Genomic DNA, 24,971 nt, shown 5'->3' with positions numbered 1-24,971 from the left:
GAAGTGTTGCCGGCGGCCAGGCAGAACGCCGGCTGCTTGATGCTCGCCAGCACTGCGCCGCGCACCGCCCGGCCGGGTGAGTGCTTGGAAGGCTACTGACGCACTCCCGCTGGCTGGTTGCACGCTGCCGCCTGATGCAGCGTAGAGGCAATCAAGGCCGAGATGGGACCTGAAGAGAAACGAGGAGGTTAAATGCTGCTTCCGTTCGAGCTGGACCCGCAGATCATCCACCACATCGTATACAGCCAAGCGGGCTCCATCGGTAAGGCCCTCATCGAGCTCCTGATGAACTCGGTCGATGCCCACGCGAAGGCCGTACGGCTTACCCTCAGCAAAGCCGGTTTCGAATGCAGCGACGATGGCAAGGGATTTGCCACTCGCGAGGATGTCGTTCGCTACTTTGGTCGCTTCGGCACGCCACATGCAGAAGGCGACTCGACATACGGCCGGTTCCGGCTCGGCCGCGGCCAGATCATGGCGCATGCCAGTACGGTCTGGCGCTCCAGCGCCTGGAAAATGACAGTCGATACGCGGGCCATGGGCTACAACTATGATCTCGACGAGCTGTCAGACTCTTGCTTGGGCTGCGCCATTGCCGGCTGTTGGTATGACGAGCTCAGCGATTCGGAGCTGATGTCGGTCCTGCAAGAGATCCGCGACCTGGTTCGCTACACCCCGATCCGCGTGGAGTTGAACGGCCGCCTGATTACCCGGGATCCTCACGACGAGAAATGGGATGCGGAAGACGATTTCGCCTGGTACCGCGTGAAGGAAGACGGAGCCGTCTCGATCTACAACCAGGGCGTGCTTGTTCGCCACGACCCCGGCCACCTCTGGGGCGCCGGTGGCCTCATCGTGTCGAAGCAGGCGATCAGCCTCAACGTGTCCCGTACCGAGATCCTGCGCAAGACCTGCCCGGTCTGGAAGGCCATCGCCAGGCAGTTCAGGCAGATGGCCGATGCCATCAACTCACGCCTGGGCAACCACCGCAAGACCGAGGCCCGGCGCGAGAAGTCTGCTCGCGCACTGCTGGCTGGCGATCCCCTCATCGCGAATATCTACACCACTGAAGAGGTCATCACCATTCTCCCGGGAAAGCGTCACATCTCCTTGGAGAACTTTTTGCGCAGGTGCCGCTCCAGCCAGGGTAAGCAACCGGTCGGGGCGTTTTCGGTGGTGGAAGACGGCTTCGATGTGCCCAAAGGTGAGGCCATTGCGCGCGACGGTATTGCCGTCATCGTCCACCCCAAGACCCTTGAGCGCTTCGGTTGCTACAACGCAGGCGATCTGCTGGAGTGCATCGATCGCATCCATGCCAATCTTCGCGACGACGTCGCCAAGAACCACACCCGGTTCTGGGGGCTCGGCAGGCTCTATCTGCCCGAGCTGATCGCGTTCGCGACGCTGAGCGCCGCCTACGTCGAGCACACCGCGCTCGTGAGCGAGCGTGATGCGCTGGACAAGGAAACACGGCGCGCCTGGATGGCCCTACGCGGCGTACTCCCGCACTATGTCGCCGTCTGCACCGGGGGCAATCGCTTTCGCGGCCCGACCGTGCGGGGCGGGAAAGCGCTGCAGGTCTTCCTGGGCCAGTCGACCAGTGCCGAAGCATGGACTGACGGGCATAGCTACATCGCAATCAACACCAACGTGGTGCAGCACCTCAAATCCCACCCGCTCACAACCGTCACCCGTATCTTCTCTCTCGTTGAACACGAGATCGCACACGAGGGCGATAGTCTTGATTGTGGCCATGACGAAGCGTTCTACCAGCGTTTCCACGACCTCACCATCAAGTACGCCGAACAGCGCCAGTGGTACATGCACCTATGGCTGATGCGGTACACCACCAGCATGGAGAACGAGGGAAAACGTGCTCGTGGTGAAGCGTGGCGCGAACGCTTCCTGATAGACCGCGCAGGCATTAGCCGGGTACAGCGCGGACTAGAGCCAGTAATCGACGACGCACGTACGCTTCCAGTCGCTCTTGAACCAAATCTCGCCGAGGATGAGGCATTCATCGACAAAAACAATGCGCGTTTCGACGCACCCGGACCTCCCGCTGTTGACGAGGGGACAGGTCGATGACAACGCTCTGGCATTGATAGTCAACGCCATGACCCTGCCCACCATTTCACGGAATATGTCGTTCCTATCTGAAATGACCCGAGGAAAGCTCCTGTTCTTGCTGTGTTCGACACTGCTGCAAGCACAATAGGTCGATACTTTACCCCTCGAACCGCACTGGAGCACTGGCATGGATACCCTAACGAGCCTAAAGGTATTCCGCGAGATCGTTGAGCTGAATTCCTTCAGTGGTGCAGCAAAGCGGCTCGCGATTTCAACTGCCATGATCAGCAAACACGTTGCTCATTTGGAGGCAACTCAGCAAACAAGGCTTCTCAATCGGACCAGTCGAAGCATTAGCCTGACCGAATCCGGAAGACTCTACTACAACAGCTGTCGCGAAGCGCTCGACATACTTGACGATGCCGAGGCGCTACTGGGGCACCACAACGGAAGCCCAAGCGGAACGCTGCGGGTGACTGCTCCCCAATGGTTCTCCAATCCTGAGTTCGCACGTATTCTCGTGGAGTATCAACACGCCTATCCGAAGGTAAAGCTGGAGCTTCTCCTGGACAACGCGAAGCATGATCTAGTGTCCGGACGCTACGATCTGGCTCTTCGTGTCACTGACAAGCCGTCACCAACGCTAATCGTGCGACCAATAGCTACTCTGGAATTTGTCTTAGTCGGCACACCGTCTTACTTTGCCAAGTCTGGACGTCCATCCTCTCCGAAGGAGCTGGGGATCCACAACTTCATTCTACCGGTTCTTACAGAGGTCGAGGGTGCGGATATCAACAAAGACCAGGAAGCCGATGCAGTTGTTAGGGGGCGGGTCATACGCTCGAATGACACCACGTTGATTCTCCAACTTGCTCAGTCGGGTTTCGGACTGGCCTATCTGCCGCGCTGGCTGGTCGAAGCAGACTTGGAACAGGGGAAGCTGGAAATGGCCATACCGGGCTACGTTCCGTTCTCTTCACCGCTTTACGCTGCCTATAAGAATCGAAGATTTCTAGCTCCAAAGATTCGCACATTCATCGATTTCATGGCATGTGCACTCAGCCACCTCGATACCGCAGGGGGGGCGGATTGACGCTCCATATGGAAGACAACCTCACCCTCTACTCCCAACTCGGCATCATCAACTCCTGAGAAACCTTGAGATTCCTGGCGGTAAACGCGCGGGAGTTTCGAATCCAGTTAGCCTATACGACGTAGACGCGCCCGCCATCTGCTGGTTCGACGGTGGGCGACAATCGTCCAAATTCAAAGGTAATCAAGAGCGTCATGACTGAAGAAATCAGTGCAGTACCCGTCGAAGAAAAAGGGGCCGATCGCCTGCCGCTCTTGGCGCTGCTTGCGCTAGCCGCATCATGCTTCGTCACGATCCTTACGGAAACGCTACCGGCTGGCCTTCTCCTGCCGATAAGTGCAGACCTTGGAATCTCGGAGGCCATGGCGGGGCAACTGGTAACCGCATACGCCATAGGCTCTCTCATCGCAGCCATACCTTTGAGCATCGCCACACGTGCTTGGGATCGACGCCCTTTGCTGATGCTCACAATCGCGCTCTTTGCGGTGATCAACCTGATCACGGCAATTTCCGACAACTACGCGCTGACGCTCATAGTCCGCTTCCTCGCTGGTATGAGTGCTGGGTTGCTATGGAGTATCATCACAGGCTATGCCGCCCGGATGGTCGCTCCTGAACTCAAAGGGCGCGCCATCGCAGTAGCAATGGTTGGAACGCCCATCGCATTGTCCCTTGGCCTGCCCGCAAGCACATTCCTCGGGCAACTGCTGGGTTGGCGGGCTGTTTTTGTTCTGATGTCCGCTGCAAGTGTCCTGCTTTTGATCTGGATTCGCTGGCGCATGCCAAACTTGCCTGGGCAGGATGCCAGGACGAAGCTCACCCTGCGTCGGGTCTTCGTACTCCCCGGCATGAGGCCGATACTTCTAACTCTCTTCACATTCGTCCTCGCTCATAACATCCTGTACACCTACATTGCGCCAATGGTGGTTCCGTCCGGACTTACTGATGATCTGAGTGGCGTGTTGCTGGTTTTTGGCCTTGCGTCGCTGGCCAGTATCGGATTCGTCGGCAGCCAAGTGGATAGGCGTTTGCGGCAACTAACTCTAGCCAGCATCACACTATTCGTTTTCGCTGCAATTGGCCTCGCGGTTGGGATAGATCTAGCGCCAGTTATCTATGTCGGCGTTGCTGCATGGGGGCTTGGCTATGGCGGTTCGGCAACCCTCTTTCAGACTGCGACAGCTCATACGGCAGGGGCGGATATCGATGTCGCCCAGTCCATGACTGTGGTTGCTTGGAACCTCTCAATTGCCGGTGGTGGCATCCTTGGAGGCGTGCTCCTGTCTGTTGGGCTTGACGCTTTGCCTATGGCTACGATTCCGCTTCTGATGGTTGCTCTCGTTACGGTATGGAGCGCGTCGAAGAGCGGGTTCAACTGAGATTGTGAATAGATTAGTCGTCAAGGCCAAGTTCTGCTGGATCCTATCGGCCTCACTGCTATAGATGACAGATACGTCTGACAGGTAAACAACCGCCCCATCAGCTTGTCAGTACGGATGGAGCGGTTGCTCGAGACCGAGGAATCAGCGCATGGCCTGGTTGATGACCGAAAGGTCGTTACAAACTCGCCAGTGGGTAGTCGATGGTCAACCGTGTTTCATCGACGTCGCGGTCCAGGTAGTCATGATTACCACGGTGCCACGCTTGCGATGTGCGCAATGACAACCCGGCCAATGGGCCATCTTTGATGCGGTAGGCAAGACCCAGGTCGGTTTCCCAGTGTCGCCCGTCCCGGCCATATAAGCCCGTGTAGATGCTGCTGGCGGCTGTCTTGCTCCCATCACTGCCATAGCCCCGAGCATGCAGGCCATAGAGGCTGAGTCCATTGAAGCCAACGCCTGTGAGGTCAAGATCGTAGCGCAATTGCCAGGAGCGTTCGCCGGGCCCGTTGAAGTCCGAGTAGCCCACGGAGTTGGCCAGGGCGATGGACGCGCTGGAGCGTCCATCGCCGAACGCCATGTAGTCGAAGGGCTGGTCCCCACGCACGTGCTGGAAGGCTGCGGTTACGCTGTGGAAATCGCGGTCATAGGCCAGGGCCAGGGATGCGGCAACGTTGTTGATTCCTCCAAAGTCACGCGACCCGGTGTCCAGGGTCCGATATGCATTCACATCTACGCGCAGCGCTTCTTTGGGCGTTAAGGGCAGCTTGTAGCTCGCCCCCAGGTAGTACTGGCGCCAAACGTCGTCGAACCGCGAACTGTAGGCGCTCAAAGAGAGGCCACCAGTAGCCTTCCAGACTCCGCCCAGGTAGTCGACCGAATCGACTTCGGCCGAGCGCTTCCCGAGCTTGCCGTACACGGTTGTGATCTTGCCATGTGCCTTGGATTCACTCGGGCCAGCGGCTGCCGTGAAGTGTCCGCCTTCTACCCGGAGGTCATCCGTAATGACGCTCCCGATGTGCATCCCATAGGCCATGCCGATCAAGGTGCGATTGCTGACGGCTGCGAACACCGGGGCCGAGGTGGTCATTTGGCCGTATTTAAGCTGCGTCCCGCCGGCTCGCATTTTCAGCGCGCCGCCGAACTTGCCATAGTGCGAGTCCGGGTGGCCGTCGCCACCCACGGGCAAGTTGCCCGTTCCCGTGCGACCACCGCCACTGTCCAGTTGCAGCCCCATCATCGCGTGGGCGTCCAGACCGAAGCCGACGGTGCCTTGCGTGTAGCCGGACACAAGCCAGCCGGTCAGGCCCTGAGTAAGCTCTTCGCGGTATCCGTTGCGCGCATCTCTGGGCTTGCCCCGATTGCGGCCGGCATTGTTGCTTTGGTCGCGGTAGTCGCGATTGAAATAGTAGGTACGTGTTTTCAACGACACTTCACTGTCTTCCAGGAACCCTCCTTCCTGTGGGGCTGCAAACGCAAGATCAGACAGGCTGCCCGCTAAGACTCCGACGCGAAACACATGTTTGAGGTTATTCATTTTATTAGAGCCCTCTGTGTTGGCTGAACGCTAGTTCGACGATGTGCCGAGGACTCAGTATCGAGATTCGATTTCCGCCCGCTTGTGTTTGTCTGCCAGGTCGGCATGACCCTGGCAGGCGTAGACAAGATTGCCCGGCGAGGAAAACGGACAGTGTGTCCAGTGGCTGCGAAGGGCAGTCATTGGGCGGGCCTGAAGGTCCATGACTCGACTGAGAGGAAGACTGTCTATGAATATGTTCCCCCGTTCGCTGCTGTTGGGCCTGTTCCTGCTGCCGGCGTTGGTGGTACACGCCGATACCGCCATCACGCCATATGTGCTGAAGGAGCCGCTGCAACTGGCGGACTACCTCCCGCCACCGCCAAGGGCGGACTCTGCCGTGGCCCGCGCCGACCTCAAGGCGGTCCTCGATGTGCAGAAGAACCGTACCCAGGAGCAGACGACCCGGGTACAGGCGCATGATCAATGGGAAGACAACATCTTTCCCTTCGCCCGAGACATCTTTGGCGAAGCCTTCGACAAGGAGCAATTGCCTCTGACGCGGCAGTTTTTCCAGCGTGTGCAAGAGAACCTTGTCCAGGTGCTGATGCCGGCGAAAAAGCACTTTGCGAGACCGCGCCCCTATGAGTTGGAGCCTGCTGTCAAACCAGTCCTGCCGCCCCCGGAGGGCGATTCCTACCCAAGCGGCCATGCCATGGACAGCTACTTGAATGCGACCCTACTCAGCATCGCCGTGCCCGAAAAGCATGACCAACTGTTTGCCCGGGCCAGGGCCCACGCAGACAGCCGCGTCCTTGCCGGCGTGCACTACCCGAGTGACCTGCAAGGTGGACAGGTCGCTGCTGCAGCGCTGGTTGGCGCCTTGCTGGCCGACCCCCGGGTAGCCGCCGATTTTGCAGCAGTTCGGCTGGAGGTCCGCAAAGCAATCATGCTTACGCAGTGATAGGAAGACACGAGAGGACTAGGCGCGCTCAGCAAGGAACCTCGCTCAGGCCAAAAATAGCGCTCGCTGCCACGCAGGAGCCTCTGGTCGCGCCTAGATCGCACTTCATTCACTGCATCCCCGGGGCACCCCCACAAACCTTTCGCATCGGGTTCCTCTATCTACAGAGTTGTTCTCCCGACAATCCGGGGATCTTCAGATTCGGATTGTTGGCGGCCGGCGGCAGGCCACTTCACGACACTTAGCGAAACTTACCTTCCCTGGTATCGCCATCGTGAATACTCGCCTTCCGTACCATTGCCTAAGCAGTGAATACGCGGACCTCCATCGGAGGTCGCAATGATGGCCTGGCCCAAACGCGATCAAAAGCCGACAGTACATCCTTCAGAGTCGGCGCCGGCCAATGCCTGGAGCCGGCATGTCCAGGCTTTGACCGCTGCGGGCATTCAAGAACCAGGCAGTCCCACCTACCTGCGGCCCAAGGGCCCCACCCTGGCCGACGAACAGGCCCTCTACGACGTTGCCCCATCTTTCGTCGATATGCTGCCCTGGGTGGAATACCTGGCGCAGTCGCAGAGTCTGCTACTGGAGGATGGCGCCTCGGTCGCAGCCTTCTTCGAGCTCACACCGGTGGGTACAGAGGGTCGCGAGCTGCACTGGCTCTCTCAGGTGCGCGACAGCCTGGAGAACGCGCTGCAAGACTCCTTTGATGAGCTCGACGACAACCCCTGGGTCGTACAGATCTATGCGCAGGACGAAACCAGTTGGGACAGCTACCTGAACACGCTGCACGGCTATATCCAGCCACGCGCGCAGGCCTCGGACTTCAGCACCTTCTACGAACGCTTCTTCGCGCATCACCTGCGTGCCGTGGCCGCGCCGGGGGGATTGTTCGAGGACAGCACGGTCACGCGCCTGCCGTGGCGCGGCCAGCAACGCCGCGTACGGATGGTGGTCTACCGTCGCTCACCTGCGACCACGGCGCGGCGCGGGCAATCCCCCGAACACGCACTGACGGTGATCTGCGATCGGCTGCTCGGCGGGCTGGCCAACGCTGGCGTGCGCACGCAGCGCATGACGGCGGCCCATGTGCACGACTGGCTGCTGCGCTGGTTCAACCCCAACCCCACGGTGCTGGGCCCGACGGCGGATGACCGCGAACGCTTCTATGCGCTGACCGCCTATCCCGATACGACCGAGCCCGGTGAGCTTGAGCTCGCCAGCGGCACCGATTTCGCGCAGCGCCTGTTCTTTGACCAGCCACGCTCGGACGTCGAGAACGGCGTATGGCGTTTCGACGACATGCCGCACCGGGTCATGACCGTGGACAGGCTGCGCATGCCGCCAGGTATCGGACACATCACGGGGGAGACGCGCAAAGGCGATGCGGTCAACGCCCTGTTCGACCAAATGCCGGAGGACACTGTGATGTGTCTCACGCTGGTCGCAACGCCGCAGGATGTGCTTGAGGCCCACCTGAACCACCTGAGCAAGAAAGCGGTCGGAGAGACGCTGGCCTCGGAGCAGACACGCCAGGACGTGCACGAGGCGCGCAGCATCATCGGCAGCTCGCACAAGCTCTACCGCGGCGCGCTGGCGTTCTACCTGCGCGGGCGCGATCTGGACGAGCTCGACGCACGCGGTCTGCAGTTGGCAAACGTGATGCTCAACGCCGGGCTGCAACCAGTGCGTGAAGAAGATGAAGTAGCCCCGCTGGACAGCTACCTGCGCTGGCTCCCCGCCATGTTCGACCCGGCCAAAGACAAACGCCAGTGGTACACCCAACTGATGTTTGCCCAACACGCGGCCAACTTGGCCCCGGTCTGGGGGCGCAGTCAGGGCACCGGCCACCCCGGCATCACAATGTTCAACCGCGGCGGCGGCACCATCACCTTCGATCCGCTGAACCGCCTGGATCGACAGATGAACGCCCATCTGTTCCTGTTCGGCCCGACCGGCTCGGGCAAATCCGCCACTCTCAACAACCTGCTCAACCAAGTCACCGCGGTCTACCGGCCGAGGTTGTTCATTGTCGAGGCCGGCAACAGCTTCGGGCTCTACGGCGATTTCGCCGCGCGCCTGGGTCTCACCGTTCACAGGGTGAAGCTGTCGCCAGGTTCCGGGGTCAGCCTTGCGCCCTTTGCGGACGCCTGGCGCTTGGTGGACACCCCGAGCAAGGTCCAGACACTGGATGCCGACGCCATGGACGAAGAAGAGGATGAGCCGACCGTAGAGGCCGAAGGCGACGAGCAGCGCGACGTACTGGGTGAGCTTGAGATCACTGCGCGCCTGATGATCACCGGTGGTGAGGACCGTGAAGAAGCGCGAATGACCCGCGCCGACCGTAGCCTGATCCGCCAGTGCATCATCGAGGCAGCCAGGCGATGCGTGGCCGACAAACGCACCGTGCTCACCCGCGACGTGCGCGACGCCCTGCGCGAACGCGGCCGCGATGCCTCGCTGCCTGAGTCCCGGCGCACGCGCCTGCTGGAAATGGCCGACGCCATGGACATGTTCACCCAGGGGGTGGATGGCGAGATGTTTGACCGTGACGGCACGCCCTGGCCCGAGGCGGACATCACCATTGTCGACCTGGCCACTTTCGCTCGCGAGGGCTACAGCGCGCAACTGTCCATTGCCTACATCTCGCTGATCAACACGGTGAACAACATCGCCGAGCGCGATCAGTTCTTGGGCCGACCGATCATTAACGTCACGGACGAAGGACACATCATCACCAAGAACCCGCTGCTCGCCCCCTACATCGTGAAAATCACAAAGATGTGGCGCAAGCTCGGTGCCTGGTTCTGGCTTGCCACACAGAACCTGGACGACCTTCCGAAGGCCGCGGAACCTATGTTGAACATGATCGAGTGGTGGATCTGCCTAAGCATGCCGCCGGACGAGGTGGAGAAAATCGCGCGCTTCCGCGAGCTGAATGCTTCGCAGAAGGCGCTGATGCTCAGCGCCCGCAAGGAGGCAGGGAAGTTCACGGAAGGTGTGATCCTGTCGAAATCGATGGAAGTGCTCTTTCGTGCAGTGCCCCCGAGCTTGTACCTGGCAATGGCCATGACCGAGCCGGAAGAGAAGGCCGAGCGGTTCCGGCTGATGCAGGAGCACGGCATCAGCGAACTGGATGCCGCGTTCAGGGTCGCGGAGGCGATCGATCAGACTCGGGGGATCGCTCCCCTGGCGCTGAACATCTGACAGGGAGCCATCCAAATGCCCCGATATCTGTTCATTCCTCGTCGTCGGCGGGGATTGCTCGCCATGCTGAGCTTTACACTGCTCGCGGCCGTAGGTGGGGCTGTTCTGCTGAGCAACAGCCCTCAACAGGACAGCTCCCCCGCTCCACCCACTACCGCCATCTCTGGCCCTCCATGGCTGTATGGCAGCAGTACAGCCCGGTTCACCCTGGTGGTCTACGCCGACTTCGAGTGCCCGTACTGCCAGGCCTACATCCCGCAGCTGATGCGCTGGGTCAAGTCGAATCCCGATGTGGCCTTGCAATGGCACCACCTGCCGTTGGCCGCTCATGAGCCGGCAGCTTCAAGGGAGGCCCAACTGGCCGAGTGTTTTGCGGAGACCGGAGGCGCGCCGATGTTCTGGGAAGCAGTCGAATGGATCTACGGACACACGCGGGGAAACGGCCAGGGCGTGGCGGAATCGAGCTCCCCGCCCGGCCTCAGCACTGCAACGCAGGCGTGTATGAAAAGCGAGCAAGCAGCAGCAATCGTACGCACCCAGACCGAAGAAGCCACTGCTGCGGGCATCACCGCCACACCCACTCTGCGACTACTCGACGGAGAGACCGGGCGCACGCTCAAACTAGAGGGCGCAGTCGATGATGACGTGTTGCTCTCCGCCCTGGACTGGCTATCCAGTGTCCCTATTGTGAACGACGAAGAGAGCACTCCACTCCGAATGCCCGTCGAGGATGTCAGCGACACGACCAGGTAGCCAACTACTGATCCTGCCCTCGGAACTACCACGCTTTTCTTGGCCCCCAAGCATATCTCTACTATTTCTCTCCGTCGCGAGAGTCGAGCACCATCCTGCGAGCCCAGTAGAAGCTGATCATCTCATCAGTCAACGTGGGAGTGGCGCGTATTCGATCTCAACTACTGGCGGCAATGGGCTAAGCCGCACTGCACAGAGCACGAGTCAGTATGCTGCCATTGATCGATTGGCAGTACACATGCTGCGTTGGCGCGCTTCGAAGGTAAGGAACGGTACTCTCGATTGTCGCTTGAGCAGAAGTCAGGGGAAACTGTCGGCACCGTAGCCAACTCAACTTGGCTTGCCCCATGTTCAGAAGCTAATGGGTGACGAAACACGCGCCGACGCAATCCTTCATTTCAATGAATCCGTCCTCAAAGGAGAGCGGCTCCAACGGAATATGCATGCCTACTTGCCAAACGCCGACACGGCGATTCGATCCAATTACCCAGAGTGCTACATTGATCGACGATCACTGACACTGAAAGCCGTATGCTTTAGGTATCTGACGCACCGGAATTGTTGGCCTGGTAAGGATCACAGCCGTCGTCATTCTCGACCCTAGTCATGAAGGAGCCAACAATGGACCTCGCAACACTCTCTCTGTTTGTGCTAGCAGTGTCAGCCGTTACGGTCATTCCCGGCCCAACTATGCTGCTCGCACTGAACAATGGAGCCCAAGGTGGCAAGCGGATAGCGGTCTGCGGAATCGCCGGGGCAGCGTTGTCCGATCTGATCCTGATCGGCGCAGTGGGCTGCGGCCTTGGCGCACTCTTGCTCGCCTCGGAACAGCTTTTCACTCTGGTCAAATGGGCCGGTGCAGCGTACCTGCTGTATCTGGCCTGGCTCCTGTGGCGAGCACCTGTTGGGCGGATTCAGACCAACACGCCAACAAGTGTTCCTCTCTCCGGTCGATCTGCTTTTTTACGTTCATTGTTCGTTGCTCTTTCCAACCCTAAGGGACTGCTGTTCTTCTCGGCATTTCTTCCTCAGTTCATTCATCCTGAAGGGGATATCGCGAATCAGTACGCCACCTTGGCACTGGTGACAGCAGTGATAGACATCGCACTGATGAGTGTGTACGCGTTAGGCGGCCATCATGCGATGCGGATTCTCTCCGGGAAAGCCATGCGCTGGTTGAACCGAGGATGCGCCGGTCTTCTCGCAGGGCTGGGCGTAGCGTTGAGCCTGTATCGACGCAGCACCATCAGCTAGACCTCATCTTTCTCCCACTCAGCCTGGCTATTGGAAAAGGTGAGTCATCTTCATCTTTCTATGCGCAGTTGCTGTCGTGCTGACAGGCCCGGAAGCCGTCGGCTTCGAAGATTTCACCCCTGCGGATGTCGCGGTTGCCAACGAAGCCGCGACAAGTGGGGCATTGCGCTGGACCTTCTGCCCGAGTACATCTCCCCAAATAGCGATCCTTCAGCCGGGTATCTGAAGGGAGCGACCTCGCTGCACGAAGCCATCGGGGCGCTGGTGGGCGGAAATCGCAGCTACATGACGTCTGTGCAGACGGCTTGACTCACATAATGCTCGAGGTGCTTCTTGCACACGTCGGCTACGCTGCGCAACTTGATGTGGCGGCGATACTTTCCACCACCCTCGAGAACTCCATGCGGATCTGTGAAAGCGAATCCTTGAGCAAACTCAACGGCAACATGCTCCTGATACGCAAACACGCCACAGAAGGGCTTCACCCGGGAGAACATGATGCCGCCATACTTGACCGTTTCAGAAAACGTGCCGGCCGTCCCCTTCACCGTAACGCGCACTAGCTGGACAATCTCCAACATGGTCATACGGGTCAGGGCCAGATCTGCCAGCAGCGCTTCGACGGCCTCATTGCTACTACTCAACATCGCGACTTTCTCCCTTGTTCACCCTCTCCTTGGGGGGCACTACTCGATCATGGCGCCCGACCGGATAGCTGCGACGTTCTACGTTAGCACCTGACGCCACGATCCAGACAGCGCTGCTCAGAATTTCAGAACTCTCTCAGAACTCGAGGTAACTCTCCTCCATCGCCGAGGGGATCACCGGTACGCCGGCCATGCGACTGCTTGACTGAGAAGCCGGTCGGTCGATCAAGCTCGAAGGCGCTGCCGATGACAATGTGCTGCTTTCAGCGTTGGACTGGAATCTAGTGCCCGCGCAGCATCCGGTGAGCTGGACAATGTGGACGAGATCACTGTCCAAGTAAGTTTGTGGGCATCTACAGTTCGTTGGCCAAATAATCGACCAGAGCCAAGGGACTTCGGCTGTCGACGATTTTGAACATGACGTCGCGCTTACTTCGGGGGAGACGTGTCGCACACCGCTTGGCTGCCGCCCTAACAGCCGCATCAGTTCCATGAATTCTTGCGACCAAAAGGAGCACAAGCGTGGCGTGTGACAGTGTCATGTGAGGAACCTGAAATAGTGCCGCGAGAACTTTCCTTAAGTGAAACATGGCGAAGCGTGAATCATCAAGGAGCCAACGCCTAGATGGCAACGGCCTGCCCGGCAGATCTTGATCGGTATGGAAGGCTGTGTCCCGGGGCGAATGTCTAGTCGCCACCGAAAACCCCAAGGCCAGTTCGGCGGTGGGACAAGGTTCCGGGAGTCGTTTGGTTCAGGCGGATGCCTTGACCGAAGAGGGCGTTTCGCTCGACAGAGCGGAGGCAACACCGGGCGCCGAGCTTTGCGAGTCTCGCAATGCTGCATTGCTTGGCACTTTGATATTTAGAATATCTTTAATGAGCCGATTGGGCTCTGCCACCTCGCGCTTCAGGCGTTGCCACTCTTCTTTGAGGATGGCTTTCGTAAAAAATTCGGCGTCATTTAGCGTCGCCTGGATAGCCTCAAACAGTGGCTGGTTCGCGTAGTTCCCTCGAAGAGCTGCTACTGCGAGATCGTCCATGTTCGTGCGCAGCTGTCGCAACGAGATCGTCAACGCTTGGTGTAGCTTCTCGTCGTCGTTCAGACGCAGTACGACCCGCATGTAGAGCTGATGATGCTCACTGGCCCGTGTCGTATTGTCTTTCAGAAACACGATGCGCAGCGCCTCACATTCGTCAACTACTGCTTGGGGATCCTGGCCCCAATATCTGTCGTGCCTATCGCCACACTTCCAGTAGAGCTGCTTCCACGCCTCCGCAGTCTCAAGTGAAAGTGACAGATACTTGGCGATATCCGAGCGTAGATCATCAATCCACTTTTGACGCTTGTCGGCAATAAAGGTGGAGACCGAACGGGTGTTTGCCAAGCGCTGTACGGCAAGTGTCCTCCGGGTGTTCCACAGACTCACCAGTGCGCCGACGATGGCTGTCACGAATCCGCCAATGACAGCCCAGCCAAGACTCACGGGTAGATCAGCGATTAGCTCCCACAAGCTCATGAGGAAGTCGTGCATGTTTAGACCTTATCGACGGAATTTATCTATTGTTACATGAGAGTGAAACATCGTAGCTGACTCTCGATGCGACGACTTGATCTTCAACGTTCGTGGGACGACAACGTATGGAGGACGCATTTCATCTCGCTACTGAGTGAACCCCTCCCAGGCAAGCCAGCACACTCCTCTAATTCCACATAGGCCTCATGACTGTCTCTGCTGCCAAACAGCATTTGCTGATAAGTGCACGGCCTGATATTGGGAAGCGAATCGGACACCCCAGACGGTAGCGTGGCCGTGCTCGTTGGAACTAAGGCTAGGACAAACAGGTTGCTGGCTATACCGATTCTCATGTTCTGAATCCCCCTCAATATTTCCTGCGTCTACCCGGTCAGCGCGCTCCTTTCTGAAGAACAGAAATACACTGCATCTTCCGTAGGGCATCTCTTCAATCGAGGTGAAGACTGATGGTCCGCCGCAGTGTTGATAGATCACGGCACATCACCACCTCCTCAATGTGCACTGGTGTTGAGGGCTAGTACCAGCGCCACGGCATGCTGCTGACGTAACGAGTGACCTGTTTGACCTCCAGGTAGTCGGCAAGCCCATTCCATCCCAAAGCACGCCTGCCACCGCTATGGCGAACCCCGCCACTCGGGGCCTCGATGAACGTAGGTTGGGAGCAATTAATCCAGACGATCCCTGCTCTCAATGCGTTGGCCACCCGCGCAGCACGCTCGGTATCCGCGGACATGACTGCGGCGGCAAAGCCATATCGGCGGTCATTGGCATACGAGACGGCTTGGAGCTCAGTGTTGAAACGCTTTACGCACAGTACGGGCCCGAAGATATCCTCAGTCCAGATAAAACTGTCAGCGTCTGGCTCGTCGAAGATTGTGGGTTCGACGAAATAGCCGCAGCAAAGACTTGAGGGGCGCCCACCTCCGCTTACCAAAGTGGCCTCATCCACACCATGAGAAATCAGGCTCATCACTTTTCTGTACTGCTCAGCTCCAACCAAAGGCCCCATTTGCACCCCTGGCTCCAATCCTGAGCCGACCTTTATTGAGCGGGCGGCCTCGACTAGACGCTCAAGCAATCTCGGGGCAATCTCCCTTTGCACCAGAAGACGTGATGTAGCGCTGTAAATCTGCCCCTGGTTCCAGAAAATCCCGCACATGACCCATTCAACCGCAGCCTCGATATCTGCATCATCGAATACGATAAATGCGGATTTTCCTCCCAACTCAAGGCTGACGTTCTTGATCCCCGAGACTGCGGCGGACATGACTTTGGCACCTGTCGGAACACTGCCCGAAAACACCACCTTGTCCACACCAGGATGTTGGCCCAAAGCATGTCCAGCTTCCTTGCCACAACCAGGAACGATGTTCAGTGCGCCCCCTGGCAAGCCAACCCTCTCTGCAGCGGCGCCTAGCTGGAGTGCTGTCAATGGGGTGAGTTCAGAAGGTTTAAGAACACAAGCAGCGCCCGCGGCCAAGGCCGGCGCTACCTTTTTGGCAGCGCTCAACAAGGGATTGTTCCAAGGAAGAATCAACCCCACCACTCCGATTGCTTCATGGCGGACACGACATTCGAAACTCGTGTTCGAAAGCGGATTCGGTTCATCTTGCAACTCATCCAACTCACGCGCCAGCACGGCATAATATCGAAAGCAACTTACTGCATCGGAAACATCCCGCTGAGCTTCCGAAAGAGGCTTGCCGTTATCGCGAACCTCGAGCACGGACAACTCCTCTCTGTGCTGCTCCAAGTCATCGGCCAAGCTATTCAAGAAATAAGCGCGCTCGTACCCACTAAGGTTTCCCCAATCGCCGGAGAATGCACTTCTTGCCGCACGAACAGCGAGATCAATATCGTCCTCAGTAGCGGAGCCAACGCTCTGAATGACCGTCTCTGTTGCCGGATCAATGCTGACAATCTTCCCTCCATGCGTCGGTCGAACCCAGCATCCGTTTATAAATAGATTGTCCACGATATGACCCTCAAGAATCGAGTATTCAAGTCTGCACTCCGCCTCCAGAGCGCTGTATTTCGAGTTAAAGGACCTGGCATATCCCCGTCGAACAAGTGAAATGGCTTCTTTTGTGGGGCTGCCTCCATCTTCAGCGGAGACAGCCCTCAAGGCAGCCCGAGAATGAACGAACCGACAACACGCTAACAGTTGTACTAAGGTGCTGAAAATATACCTTTGAGGGTAGTTCTAAGGATATTGAATTCGTTGGCCTATCTTAATATGGGTAGGCTTGAATTCACTGGGATAGAGGGCCATCAGGCTTCCTCGCCGCAAGCCTAGTTGGATTCCAGGCAGCGTATGAACAAGCCAAGCAGATCAGACTGGCTTCTGACGCCGAGCTTCTCATATAAGTTTCTGCGATGTACCTTGACGGTCCCGTTGCTAATTTTAAGCAACTGGGATATCGCAAGGCTTGAGTGCCCTCTTAATAACAGCCTTGCGACCTCGCGTTCTCGCCGGGTTATCAGGCCGCGGCCAAAACTTTCGAATGTCTCGTTTACCTTCTTGTCATTATCGGGTGCGGACGTTCCCCCGCTTCTCCGATGCTCATGCCAGGCTGACTGCACCACGGCATCCACAACGGGTAGGGCATTGTTTAATAGAGTGATTTCATCACTTCGAAAGCCTCCTCCCAGCCGCCTCATCAAGGAGAACACCGCCGTGCATTTCGGCTGCAGATTGATGAAGAAGCCAAGCTCATCATTCAATCCCAAGTAGCTGTAATAGTTCTTGAAGTAGTCACTATCTTGGAATCCATCGGACGTCATGTCACGCAGGCAGCACACGCCATTGCCTGGGTTGTTTCGGCAAGCAAGGAAAAAGGGGTTCTGCAGATAGGGGCCCTGCTTATACCATTCAATGAAAATCCTCTTCAATCCCTCAGATAATGTGTGGAATAGCAGTAGTGGTTTCTGGTCTCCGTCATAAACAAACAATACAAAATGGTCCACAACGCTTAAGCACTGCAACCACTTAGTCAGAGATTGAAGTTGCATACTTCCGCAAGGCTGCTTCAGCACCTCAACTACCTGTCGTGTCCAGGCTGCATCTTGTCTACGCATTGTCATCTACCTATCTTGACCGACCGCTCATTGTCTTTTTGTTTTCTGAAGTGATGCCTTTTTATAAATATCACCTATGGGCAATCTGGACAATCAGACGAATATGGTAGCGAAGTGGAGATTAAAAATGGCTAATATTTAGAGTTAGCCCACGTCCCCGGAAGAGAGCTCTTCCTCAACCTCGAGCATGATGAACCAATGCGCTGCCGCGGTCACTCAGCTCAAAGATAACAAAACTGTTAGATAATTTGCATTTATATACCTCCAAGAGGGTATATGGATGAATCCCAATCTTTAACGTTTGAATTTTTTATGCCGCCTCACTTGCTTGTTCTAGACGCCTTTCTCCTAATGACACTCCATAATGCTATGACTGCCCCCTAATTCTCTCGCAGCATTAGCCGATAGATCTCCCAACCCAACTCCAATCATTGCCCTCGGGAGATTTATGTCATGTCTTTTCGCAATTTGCATATCGCGACCCGTGCGGGTCTCAGCTTTGCGGTGATCACTTTCCTGCTCGTTTTCACAGGAATTTTTTCGCTCAACCGGATGGAATCGATCAATGAAGCATCTTCAATGATCAGCGATAATTGGCTTCCAAGTGTCCGAGAAACCGGGCACATGAATACGTTGCTTGCAGAGTCCCGCCAACTTCTGCTTTCAGGTGTTCTGATATCAGACCCAAGCAATAGGGCCTCATTCGAACAACGGTTGATGGCCCTGGAAAAGGAACTGCTGGAGACAGAAGCAGAGTATCGAAAACTGGTGAGTGGCCATGACGAGCAGGTCCTGTTCGATAACTACCTGGCAACCCGGAAGATCATGCTGGATGCTCAGAATGCCCTTCTGCGGTCGGCAGCGGATCGTCCAGTGGCAGAAATACGCCAGCTCACCCGGACCGAGTTGTTCGACCAGTATCATGCAACGCGGGAGTCTCTCCAAAAACTGATCGACTTCAACTCTCAAGGCGCCAACGAAGCGAATGAACGCTCCGATAGCCAGTACGCTACCGCAGTCAAAGCTGTCATCGGTGTTCTGGTAGCAGCCGGCCTCGGCACTGTCGTTTTGGCCTGGCTCCTCACTCGCAGCATTACCCTGCCACTCAACCAGGCTGTCAGGATTGCCGAAGTCATAGCCTCTGGCAATCTGACCACCCATATCGATACCCAGGGGCGAGACGAGCCGGCCAAACTATTGCAGGCCCTACAACGCATGCAAGAGCAGTTACGCCAGACCATCCAACAGATCGTCGGCTCAGCAACCCAACTGGCATCTGCCGCTGTGGAACTGACAGCGGTAACGGAGCAAAGCAACCGAGCCCTCACCCAACAGAACGATGAGATTCAGATGGCCGCGACCGCCGTCAACGAGATGACAAGTGCGGTGGAAGAGGTAGCTCGCAACGCCAGCTCGACCTCTGATGCCTCTTCCGCATCCGAACAGGCAGCAAAGCAAGGTCGAGAGCGGGTACTGGACACGGTACAAGCGATTCGAATGATGGGCACAGAGGTGGAGAACACTTCCGAACTCGTGAGTGGGCTAGCCCAAAAAGCGCTGGATATTTCCAAGGTGCTGGATGTCATTCGAGGGATCGCCGAACAGACCAATCTGCTGGCGCTGAATGCGGCAATCGAAGCTGCTCGCGCGGGAGATCTGGGCCGTGGATTTGCTGTGGTCGCAGATGAGGTCCGGGCTCTTGCCCACCGCACCCAGGTATCTACGCAGGAGATCGAGCTCATGATTGTCAATATTCAAGGAGGGACTGGCGAGGCGGTAGATGCCATGAGTAGCACCAGCATCCGAGCACGGGATATGCAGGAAATAGCCGAGGCTGCCGGTGTCGCGCTGAACGAAATAGCCGAACGAGTCAGCCAGATCAATGAGCGCACTTTGGTGATCGCCAGCGCATCCGAGGAGCAAGCTCAGGTCGCCCGAGAAGTGGATCGCAACCTCGTCAACATACGCGACATATCGCTGCAGACTTCTGACGGAGCCAGTCAGACGGCTGCTGCAAGTCACGAGCTGTCTCAATTGGCGAACGATCTCAACGGCATGGTCTCCCGCTTTGTGGTCTGAAACACCGGACTGCTTGCCGCCGAGTAGCTAGGTCGAATCATGAACTCGTTGGCTCTGTGATTGATGGGGCCGTCCATTTCCCACGAAGCCACTCCTTGGCGGACCTTCGCCCCAGGCTACGATCGCTCCCGGCCGTACTGGCCGTGCAGCAAAGACGGACTTCATATCCGGGCGAGCGAATCCAATGAGAGCTTACTGGCGGGGACATCGCGTTGCGGCCAGAGGAGAATCGGGGCAATCGGACCGCTCCACGAAGCAGGATCCTACCGAAGCGACTGATTCGACACTGCTCCTGCAATAGGTATCGCACCGGACCTCATCCCCGATGACAATCTTGGCCATTCCAACGATGGCTGGGGTCTCGACCAGGTCGACGCACTGGAACTTGCCGAGCGCCTGGAGAAAGCCATCGAAGCTGGGGAGACCCAGAGCTATACCGACAAGTACCGAGCGCACCTCGAGGCGCTTCCCATGGAGCCGTGCACCATCTGCGGCGCTACGGGCAAGCGCGCCGAGCCACCGCAGACCGGGCCGGGAACCTTGCCTAGCAATGGTTGCGACAGCTCGGGCCGGGTCTTGAACTTCGCAACCCACTACCCTTTCGACTTGGAGAACGTGAGGGAATTTGCGAGGTTCTTGCGTGCGAGCGGCGGGTTCGAAATCTGCTAACAAGATAGTCCGAGGAGGCGATGTGCACGGCTGGTTCAGCTGTGTACATCGCCAGTTCTCGTGGCAGGTGGGCGCGAGCAAGAGGACGGCTCATTCGCACTGCTATGCCAGCGCTTCCTAGCTCAGGACATGTCAGAACGTAAATTCTGGGGCGAACGGACGCTGTCTGTTTGCATTCTGTATCGAAGTAGTTGCAAAACAATTCGAAAACGACAGTCTACAAATTGTTTTGCAATTCTGTTGGTTACGCATCCAATTGTGCTGGTCATCATGAACACCCAACTCATTTTTGGGGTATCGCGATGAAGAAACAACTGGCTGTTTTTGGTCTGGTCGCTGGCGCCGTTCTGGCTCACGGACAGGCGAATGCGCAAAGCGCGGAAATCAAGGTCATTGGCAAAATCTTGCCTGACGCTTGCCAACTGGTGATCGGCGGTGGTGGGGTGTATGACTTCGGCAATATCGGCGCGGACAAGCTGAGCAAGGATTCGACGACCACACTCGAAGCCAAGACGCAGACCCTGACTGTCACGTGCAACGCGGCCGCCAAAGTCGCGGTGAAGGCAACGGACAACCGCATGGGGTCGGCAGCGGGCGGCAAGGGTGACGCCTACGAGTTCGGCTTGGGCAAGCATCCCGGTGGCGATCCGGGCTACTACAAGCTGGCGCTGACTCGTGCCATCAGTGAAGGCAACACGCTTGATGTGCTGGCTGATCCCAACAACAGCAATTCGTGGAGCATCGACAGTGCGGGCTTTACCGCCAACGGTACCTCGCGCATGGCCTTCGCTAGCTCGGGAAGCTTAGCGCCGGAGGCGTACAAGAACCTGACGGCCGATCTGACGGTGACCCCGACGATTAACAAGCTGTCGGCGCTGGATCTGGCCAATGGCGGCGTCGATCTGGACGGTTCCGCCACCATCGAGCTGAGCTACTTGTAAACCAGGACGGAAGGCAGGGCACTGTGATCGTCCCGTGCGGGATTTCGCATGGCTCCTGCCTGTTTCCAGAACGGCTTGCATGAGCGTCCACGTATGCCCCCCATATTCGATATCAACCGAGCTCCCCATGAATTTCAAGCCCCTGCTCACGCTCCTCTTGCTCGCATCCACCGCCGTAGCAACAGACCAAGCGTCCGCCGTCGATCTGAGCGTCAGCGGCCGAATCAATCCTAGCAGCGCTTGCAACCTATCGCTGGGTAACAACGGGCAGATCGACCTTGGCACGCTATCGCGCCAGGATTTACGGGCCAACGATGAAACCCTCATCATTCATCCGGGCTTGATGACGTTGACTATCCAATGCCAAACCCCGACCAAGACGGCAATCAAGGCGATAGACAATCGTGAATCCTCCGACGTGGGTTTGTGGGGCTATTCCCACTACGGGTTGGGCATTCCAGGAAGCCAGAGCAGGTTCTGGTTCTACCCGAACTCTCACTTCGGCGACGGAAAACCACTAGACCGCTTGGTAAGTGGGCGTGACGGCAACTGGGAGGTCTCTGACCCCCCGATGTATCCATCCTCCTTGAACGCGTGGGCGGAAGAAGGTAGCGCACTCCCGCAAGCGTTCAAGACGATCAGCAGCGAGTTGTCGTTCTACATCAAGCTGGCTGCTCCCCGTGACCTCGATCTGAGCCGGGAGGTTGTTCTCGACGGCTCCGCCACACTGGAGCTGGTCTACCTGTAGCGCAAGCTCGCATACCGCCGAATGCACACCATCTGACTTGACTGAGCACTTATGAACCTCAAGCCTCTACTCGCCCTCGCTCTACTAGCCTCCGCCATGAAAGTTGCCTCTGCCGCCGATTTGAGCGTTAGCGGCCAAATCAAGCCTGCCAGCGCATGCAATCTCACGCTCAGCGACCGCGGTCAAATCGACCTCGGAGAGCTTTCACGCAACGACTTGCACGCCACTGATGAGACGTTCTTCGTGCGCAAGTTGCAGTTGCTAGTCGAGTGTAAAGCCGCAACTAAAGTGGGGGTCAAGTCGATAGACAATCGTGAGTCCGTGTATGGCGACTTCGGGTTGGGTATTCAAGGCAGTTCAGGCCGATTCGCGATCTACCCGTTCCACCGGTTTGGTGATGGAAAGCCGCTATTCCAGTTGAAAAGTTGGGATGGCATCAGCTGGCGACACAACGGCTCGACCGTAGCAGCCGATCCAATTTATCCGTCGGAGCTGGGCGCTTGGGCAGAAGAAGGCGCACTCCCACAGGCCTTCACGACGGTCAGCACCGAGTTGCAACTCACCATCCATTTGCCCCCTCTTAGTGACCTGGATCTGAGCCAGCAAATCGACCTTGACGGCTCCGCCACGATGGAACTGGTCTACCTGTAGCGCGAACCCGCATACCGCTGAATGCACACCATCTGACTTGACTGAGCACTTATGAACCTCAAGCCTCTACTCGCCCTCGCTTTACTAGCCTTCGCCGTGAAAGTTGCCTCTGCCGCCGATTTGAGCGTTAGCGGCCAAATCAAGCCTGTCGGGGCTTGCAATCTGATGTTGGGCAATGCGGGCACTATCGACCTGGGAACGATATCCCGCAAGGATCTGCGGGATGAAGCGAATTGGTTGAACAACATTTACCGGCCGATATCGTTTTCCATCAATTGCCCGATGCCAACAACGGTGGCGCTGCGGGCGATCGATAATCGGGAGGGCACTGCTACCAGTGAGATCTGGGATGCCGCCTACGGTTTGGGCACTACGTTCAGCGGAAAGAAGTTCGGGGCGTATCGTTGGATGCCGCGCCAGGTCAAGATTGACGGAAGCTGGGCACAGCAACTATTTCAAAAGAACCCGGGGGATGATTGGGGCATGACTCCTGGCTTATTCACGAAAAACCTGGCGCCCAACTGGCTAACCACCTGGACGCAGGAAGGAAATGATCTGCCTCAAGCCTTTCAAGTCGTTGCAGGAAACTTGGAGTTCGCGATACACATCCCGGTTTCCGGGCTCGATCTGAGCCAGGAAATCAACATTGATGGCTCCGCCACGATGGAACTGGTCTACCTCTAATTCCGCCAATCCACACGGGCCATCATGCACTTGAAGCAATTCCTCGTTCCGTCTTTACTCGCTTTTGCTTTGGCAGGCGCAGGTGACGTTTGGGCCGCTGATCTGAACGTCCGCGGCCAAATCCAACCCGTTGGTGCCTGCAGCCTGACGCTGCGCAACGGAGGCATCACCGATCTGGGAACGCTCACCTTCAAACAGGTGGCCGAAGGCCCGCTACTGATGATCGGAGCGAACCTCTACCACCGCATCGCCGCTATCGATGAGCAGTTGACCGTTGCATGCCCGATGCAGACCAGGGTGTCCCTGCGGGCGCTCGACAACCGCCGCAGTTCGGCGGACAACCCCTTCACCTTTGGCTTGGGCTTCGGCAATGGCAAAAAGGCGGGCTGGTTCAGGCTAAACGCCTCTGCGGCAGTCGGTGACGGCAGGGGTATTGCGCTGTTGTATCGCTGGGACGATGACACCTCGTGGCGGGAACAGGCCTTCTGGGGAGTCGAGTGGGCAGATGACAGCGTAGACGTGTCCTGGGCCGAATCGGGGCATACCTTGCCGCAGGCATTCGAGACGCTCGAGATCAAGGTAACTGGAGATGTCGCGGTGTCGAACACGTTGGATACTCATAGCGAAGTAGCGCTTGACGGTTCCGCCACCCTTGAACTGCGCTACCTATGAAGCCTGATACCGGCACGAGTAGCCCGACCGGCCGGTGTCCGCCGCTGGGCCCAGCGCAATAGCCCCAAAACACTGAGATTTACCCGAGCGTTTCGCGGCGCGCCCGAGCGCACCGCAAGGGAGAACTCACGCCCATTTGTTTGCCAATTCTTGATTTGACCCTACCGATCGTGACTACTTCTGCCCATCGCTTTCCCCGTCGTCTATCCCCCATGGCACGTCCTACCTTGCCGCGTTGGCGCGTGTTGGCGCAATGCGCCGCTACGGCAGGTGTGCTGACGTGCCTGCATTTTTCGGTCCCCGCGCAGGCTTCGGGTGTCTTGCCCGAGTCCTCGGTCGTGATCATCAACGAGGCGGATGGCGAAGCCACCATGAACGTGAAGAACACCGAGTCGATTCCGTTGCTTCTACACACGGCCATCCAGAACCTGCCGGAAGATCAGGAGTTGCTGGTGGTGGCGGTGCCTCCGGTCAGCCGCGTGGAGGCTCAAGATTCGCAGCTGGTGCGCTTCTTGTTGCAGAGCAAGGACCCGCTCCGGGTGCAACGCCTCAAGCGAGTGACCTTCGAGGGCATCCCGCCCAAGGGGCCGGACGGCAAGGCGCGCATTAGCATGACGATCCGCCAGAATCTGCCTCTGATCGTGCACCCTGCGAAGCTCGAACGGCATGCGACACCCTGGACGCTACTGCAGTGGACGGTTGCGGACGGAAAGCTGAACGTGCGCAACGACAGCGCCTACGTGGTGCGCTTGGCTCAAGGCGTGCAGCTTCTGCCTAGCAAGACGACAATCGACCTGGGCAAGACCTATATCTTGCCCAACACGTCGGTGGAAGTCGCCTTGCCGCCGGGCGGCGGCATGCGTGCGACGACAGGTGTAAGAATCTCGCCTGCCACAGCCTATGGCTATGAAGTCGACACCTACGACGCCCCGCTTGCCAAAACGGCCCAGCAGTGATGTTTGCTGTCAACGAGGCTCATCGCGCGAGGTGCCGCGGTCAACCACGAGTGCGGCGGCGCCGGGCGGCCGCTT

The 24,971-nt window shown here is 57.7% G+C and carries 20 protein-coding genes; 14 read left to right on the top strand and 6 right to left on the bottom strand.

Annotated elements, in window-relative coordinates; genetic code table 11:
- Positions 1–192 precede the first annotated feature (192 nt).
- From PVZ80_RS17430 to PVZ80_RS17420, 3 genes are all read left to right on the top strand, one after another.
- Positions 193–2,088, top strand: a complete 1,896-nt coding sequence (locus PVZ80_RS17430; RefSeq protein WP_337960729.1) for an ATP-binding protein — start codon at positions 193–195, stop codon at positions 2,086–2,088.
- 169 nt (positions 2,089–2,257) lie between these two features.
- Entirely contained in the window at positions 2,258–3,163 is a 906-nt protein-coding gene (locus tag PVZ80_RS17425; protein WP_273828471.1) for a LysR family transcriptional regulator, read from the top strand.
- 194 nt (positions 3,164–3,357) lie between these two features.
- Complete coding sequence (locus PVZ80_RS17420; protein WP_273864269.1) at positions 3,358–4,542, top strand: MFS transporter; 1,185 nt, start codon at positions 3,358–3,360, stop codon at positions 4,540–4,542.
- 178 nt (positions 4,543–4,720) lie between these two features.
- Here PVZ80_RS17420 and PVZ80_RS17415 read toward each other — a convergent pair whose 3' ends face one another.
- Positions 4,721–6,079, bottom strand: coding sequence for an OprD family outer membrane porin (locus PVZ80_RS17415; RefSeq protein WP_273864268.1), 1,359 nt, complete (start codon positions 6,077–6,079; stop codon positions 4,721–4,723).
- Between the two features lie 229 nt (positions 6,080–6,308).
- Between PVZ80_RS17415 and PVZ80_RS17410 the strand changes: the two genes are divergently transcribed.
- The 4 genes from PVZ80_RS17410 to PVZ80_RS17395 all read left to right on the top strand — a co-directional run bounded on the left by PVZ80_RS17410 (position 6,309) and on the right by PVZ80_RS17395 (position 12,236).
- Positions 6,309–7,022, top strand: coding sequence for an acid phosphatase (locus tag PVZ80_RS17410; RefSeq protein WP_273864267.1), 714 nt, complete (start codon positions 6,309–6,311; stop codon positions 7,020–7,022).
- Between the two features lie 342 nt (positions 7,023–7,364).
- Positions 7,365–10,229 (top strand): conjugative transfer ATPase, encoded by a 2,865-nt coding sequence (locus PVZ80_RS17405; RefSeq protein WP_273864297.1) that lies wholly within the window; start codon positions 7,365–7,367, stop codon positions 10,227–10,229.
- Positions 10,230–10,244: 15 nt separating this feature from the next.
- Positions 10,245–10,982 (top strand): DsbA family protein, encoded by a 738-nt coding sequence (locus PVZ80_RS17400; protein WP_273864266.1) that lies wholly within the window; start codon positions 10,245–10,247, stop codon positions 10,980–10,982.
- A gap of 621 nt (positions 10,983–11,603) precedes the next feature.
- The gene (locus PVZ80_RS17395) at positions 11,604–12,236 is read left to right on the top strand and encodes a LysE family translocator (protein ID WP_273864265.1); all 633 of its coding nucleotides are present in this window, start codon (positions 11,604–11,606) and stop codon (positions 12,234–12,236) included.
- A 281-nt stretch (positions 12,237–12,517) separates the two neighbouring features.
- Here PVZ80_RS17395 and PVZ80_RS17390 read toward each other — a convergent pair whose 3' ends face one another.
- From PVZ80_RS17390 to PVZ80_RS17370, 5 genes are all read right to left on the bottom strand, one after another.
- Entirely contained in the window at positions 12,518–12,883 is a 366-nt protein-coding gene (locus PVZ80_RS17390) for a DUF1801 domain-containing protein (protein WP_273828461.1), read from the bottom strand.
- A gap of 353 nt (positions 12,884–13,236) precedes the next feature.
- Positions 13,237–13,425, bottom strand: a complete 189-nt coding sequence (locus PVZ80_RS17385) for a DUF7740 domain-containing protein (RefSeq protein WP_273828460.1) — start codon at positions 13,423–13,425, stop codon at positions 13,237–13,239.
- 210 nt (positions 13,426–13,635) lie between these two features.
- A complete protein-coding gene (locus tag PVZ80_RS17380; protein WP_273864264.1) occupies positions 13,636–14,415 on the bottom strand; it encodes a hypothetical protein in 780 nt (259 codons plus the stop codon).
- A 517-nt stretch (positions 14,416–14,932) separates the two neighbouring features.
- A complete protein-coding gene (locus PVZ80_RS17375) occupies positions 14,933–16,396 on the bottom strand; it encodes an aldehyde dehydrogenase family protein (RefSeq protein ID WP_273828496.1) in 1,464 nt (487 codons plus the stop codon).
- A 314-nt stretch (positions 16,397–16,710) separates the two neighbouring features.
- Complete coding sequence (locus PVZ80_RS17370) at positions 16,711–17,496, bottom strand: response regulator transcription factor (RefSeq protein ID WP_273864263.1); 786 nt, start codon at positions 17,494–17,496, stop codon at positions 16,711–16,713.
- A gap of 453 nt (positions 17,497–17,949) precedes the next feature.
- On the opposite strand from PVZ80_RS17370, the gene PVZ80_RS17365 reads away from it, so the two are divergent.
- The 7 genes from PVZ80_RS17365 to PVZ80_RS17335 all read left to right on the top strand — a co-directional run bounded on the left by PVZ80_RS17365 (position 17,950) and on the right by PVZ80_RS17335 (position 24,896).
- Positions 17,950–19,575, top strand: a complete 1,626-nt coding sequence (locus tag PVZ80_RS17365; RefSeq protein ID WP_273864262.1) for a methyl-accepting chemotaxis protein — start codon at positions 17,950–17,952, stop codon at positions 19,573–19,575.
- Positions 19,576–20,546: 971 nt separating this feature from the next.
- On the top strand, positions 20,547–21,185 hold the full coding sequence (locus PVZ80_RS17360; protein ID WP_273864261.1) for a DUF1120 domain-containing protein: 639 nt from the start codon (positions 20,547–20,549) through the stop codon (positions 21,183–21,185).
- A gap of 127 nt (positions 21,186–21,312) precedes the next feature.
- Positions 21,313–21,933, top strand: coding sequence for a DUF1120 domain-containing protein (locus PVZ80_RS17355; RefSeq protein WP_273864260.1), 621 nt, complete (start codon positions 21,313–21,315; stop codon positions 21,931–21,933).
- 51 nt (positions 21,934–21,984) lie between these two features.
- Entirely contained in the window at positions 21,985–22,584 is a 600-nt protein-coding gene (locus PVZ80_RS17350) for a DUF1120 domain-containing protein (RefSeq protein WP_273864259.1), read from the top strand.
- 51 nt (positions 22,585–22,635) lie between these two features.
- Positions 22,636–23,268 carry a DUF1120 domain-containing protein gene (locus PVZ80_RS17345; protein ID WP_273864258.1) on the top strand — a complete coding sequence of 211 codons (633 nt, stop codon included), beginning with the start codon at positions 22,636–22,638 and terminating at the stop codon, positions 23,266–23,268.
- Between the two features lie 24 nt (positions 23,269–23,292).
- Positions 23,293–23,940 (top strand): DUF1120 domain-containing protein, encoded by a 648-nt coding sequence (locus tag PVZ80_RS17340; protein WP_273864257.1) that lies wholly within the window; start codon positions 23,293–23,295, stop codon positions 23,938–23,940.
- Positions 23,941–24,152: 212 nt separating this feature from the next.
- Positions 24,153–24,896, top strand: coding sequence for a fimbria/pilus chaperone family protein (locus PVZ80_RS17335; RefSeq protein ID WP_273828451.1), 744 nt, complete (start codon positions 24,153–24,155; stop codon positions 24,894–24,896).
- Positions 24,897–24,971: the final 75 nt, after the last annotated feature.

The organism is Pseudomonas sp. B3G-3 (assembly GCF_028640915.1).
GTDB classification, from domain to species: domain Bacteria; phylum Pseudomonadota; class Gammaproteobacteria; order Pseudomonadales; family Pseudomonadaceae; genus Aquipseudomonas; species Aquipseudomonas chlororaphis_I.
This window is presented reverse-complemented; position numbering and strand designations above follow the sequence as displayed.

What these genes read in the sequence shown, in the direction of transcription:
- PVZ80_RS17355 (WP_273864260.1), top strand. Translation starts at nt 21,313, where the DNA reads ATGAATTTCAAGCCCCTGCTCACGCTCCTCTTGCTCGCATCCACCGCC.
- PVZ80_RS17380 (WP_273864264.1), bottom strand. Translation starts at nt 14,415, where the DNA reads ATGCACGACTTCCTCATGAGCTTGTGGGAGCTAATCGCTGATCTACCC.
- PVZ80_RS17360 (WP_273864261.1), top strand. Translation starts at nt 20,547, where the DNA reads ATGAAGAAACAACTGGCTGTTTTTGGTCTGGTCGCTGGCGCCGTTCTG.
- PVZ80_RS17350 (WP_273864259.1), top strand. Translation starts at nt 21,985, where the DNA reads ATGAACCTCAAGCCTCTACTCGCCCTCGCTCTACTAGCCTCCGCCATG.
- PVZ80_RS17340 (WP_273864257.1), top strand. Translation starts at nt 23,293, where the DNA reads ATGCACTTGAAGCAATTCCTCGTTCCGTCTTTACTCGCTTTTGCTTTG.
- PVZ80_RS17415 (WP_273864268.1), bottom strand. Translation starts at nt 6,079, where the DNA reads ATGAATAACCTCAAACATGTGTTTCGCGTCGGAGTCTTAGCGGGCAGC.
- PVZ80_RS17400 (WP_273864266.1), top strand. Translation starts at nt 10,245, where the DNA reads ATGCCCCGATATCTGTTCATTCCTCGTCGTCGGCGGGGATTGCTCGCC.
- PVZ80_RS17410 (WP_273864267.1), top strand. Translation starts at nt 6,309, where the DNA reads ATGAATATGTTCCCCCGTTCGCTGCTGTTGGGCCTGTTCCTGCTGCCG.
- PVZ80_RS17345 (WP_273864258.1), top strand. Translation starts at nt 22,636, where the DNA reads ATGAACCTCAAGCCTCTACTCGCCCTCGCTTTACTAGCCTTCGCCGTG.
- PVZ80_RS17405 (WP_273864297.1), top strand. Translation starts at nt 7,365, where the DNA reads ATGGCCTGGCCCAAACGCGATCAAAAGCCGACAGTACATCCTTCAGAG.
- PVZ80_RS17430 (WP_337960729.1), top strand. Translation starts at nt 193, where the DNA reads ATGCTGCTTCCGTTCGAGCTGGACCCGCAGATCATCCACCACATCGTA.
- PVZ80_RS17335 (WP_273828451.1), top strand. Translation starts at nt 24,153, where the DNA reads ATGGCACGTCCTACCTTGCCGCGTTGGCGCGTGTTGGCGCAATGCGCC.
- PVZ80_RS17425 (WP_273828471.1), top strand. Translation starts at nt 2,258, where the DNA reads ATGGATACCCTAACGAGCCTAAAGGTATTCCGCGAGATCGTTGAGCTG.
- PVZ80_RS17385 (WP_273828460.1), bottom strand. Translation starts at nt 13,425, where the DNA reads ATGACACTGTCACACGCCACGCTTGTGCTCCTTTTGGTCGCAAGAATT.
- PVZ80_RS17395 (WP_273864265.1), top strand. Translation starts at nt 11,604, where the DNA reads ATGGACCTCGCAACACTCTCTCTGTTTGTGCTAGCAGTGTCAGCCGTT.
- PVZ80_RS17420 (WP_273864269.1), top strand. Translation starts at nt 3,358, where the DNA reads ATGACTGAAGAAATCAGTGCAGTACCCGTCGAAGAAAAAGGGGCCGAT.
- PVZ80_RS17390 (WP_273828461.1), bottom strand. Translation starts at nt 12,883, where the DNA reads ATGTTGAGTAGTAGCAATGAGGCCGTCGAAGCGCTGCTGGCAGATCTG.
- PVZ80_RS17370 (WP_273864263.1), bottom strand. Translation starts at nt 17,496, where the DNA reads ATGCGTAGACAAGATGCAGCCTGGACACGACAGGTAGTTGAGGTGCTG.
- PVZ80_RS17365 (WP_273864262.1), top strand. Translation starts at nt 17,950, where the DNA reads ATGTCTTTTCGCAATTTGCATATCGCGACCCGTGCGGGTCTCAGCTTT.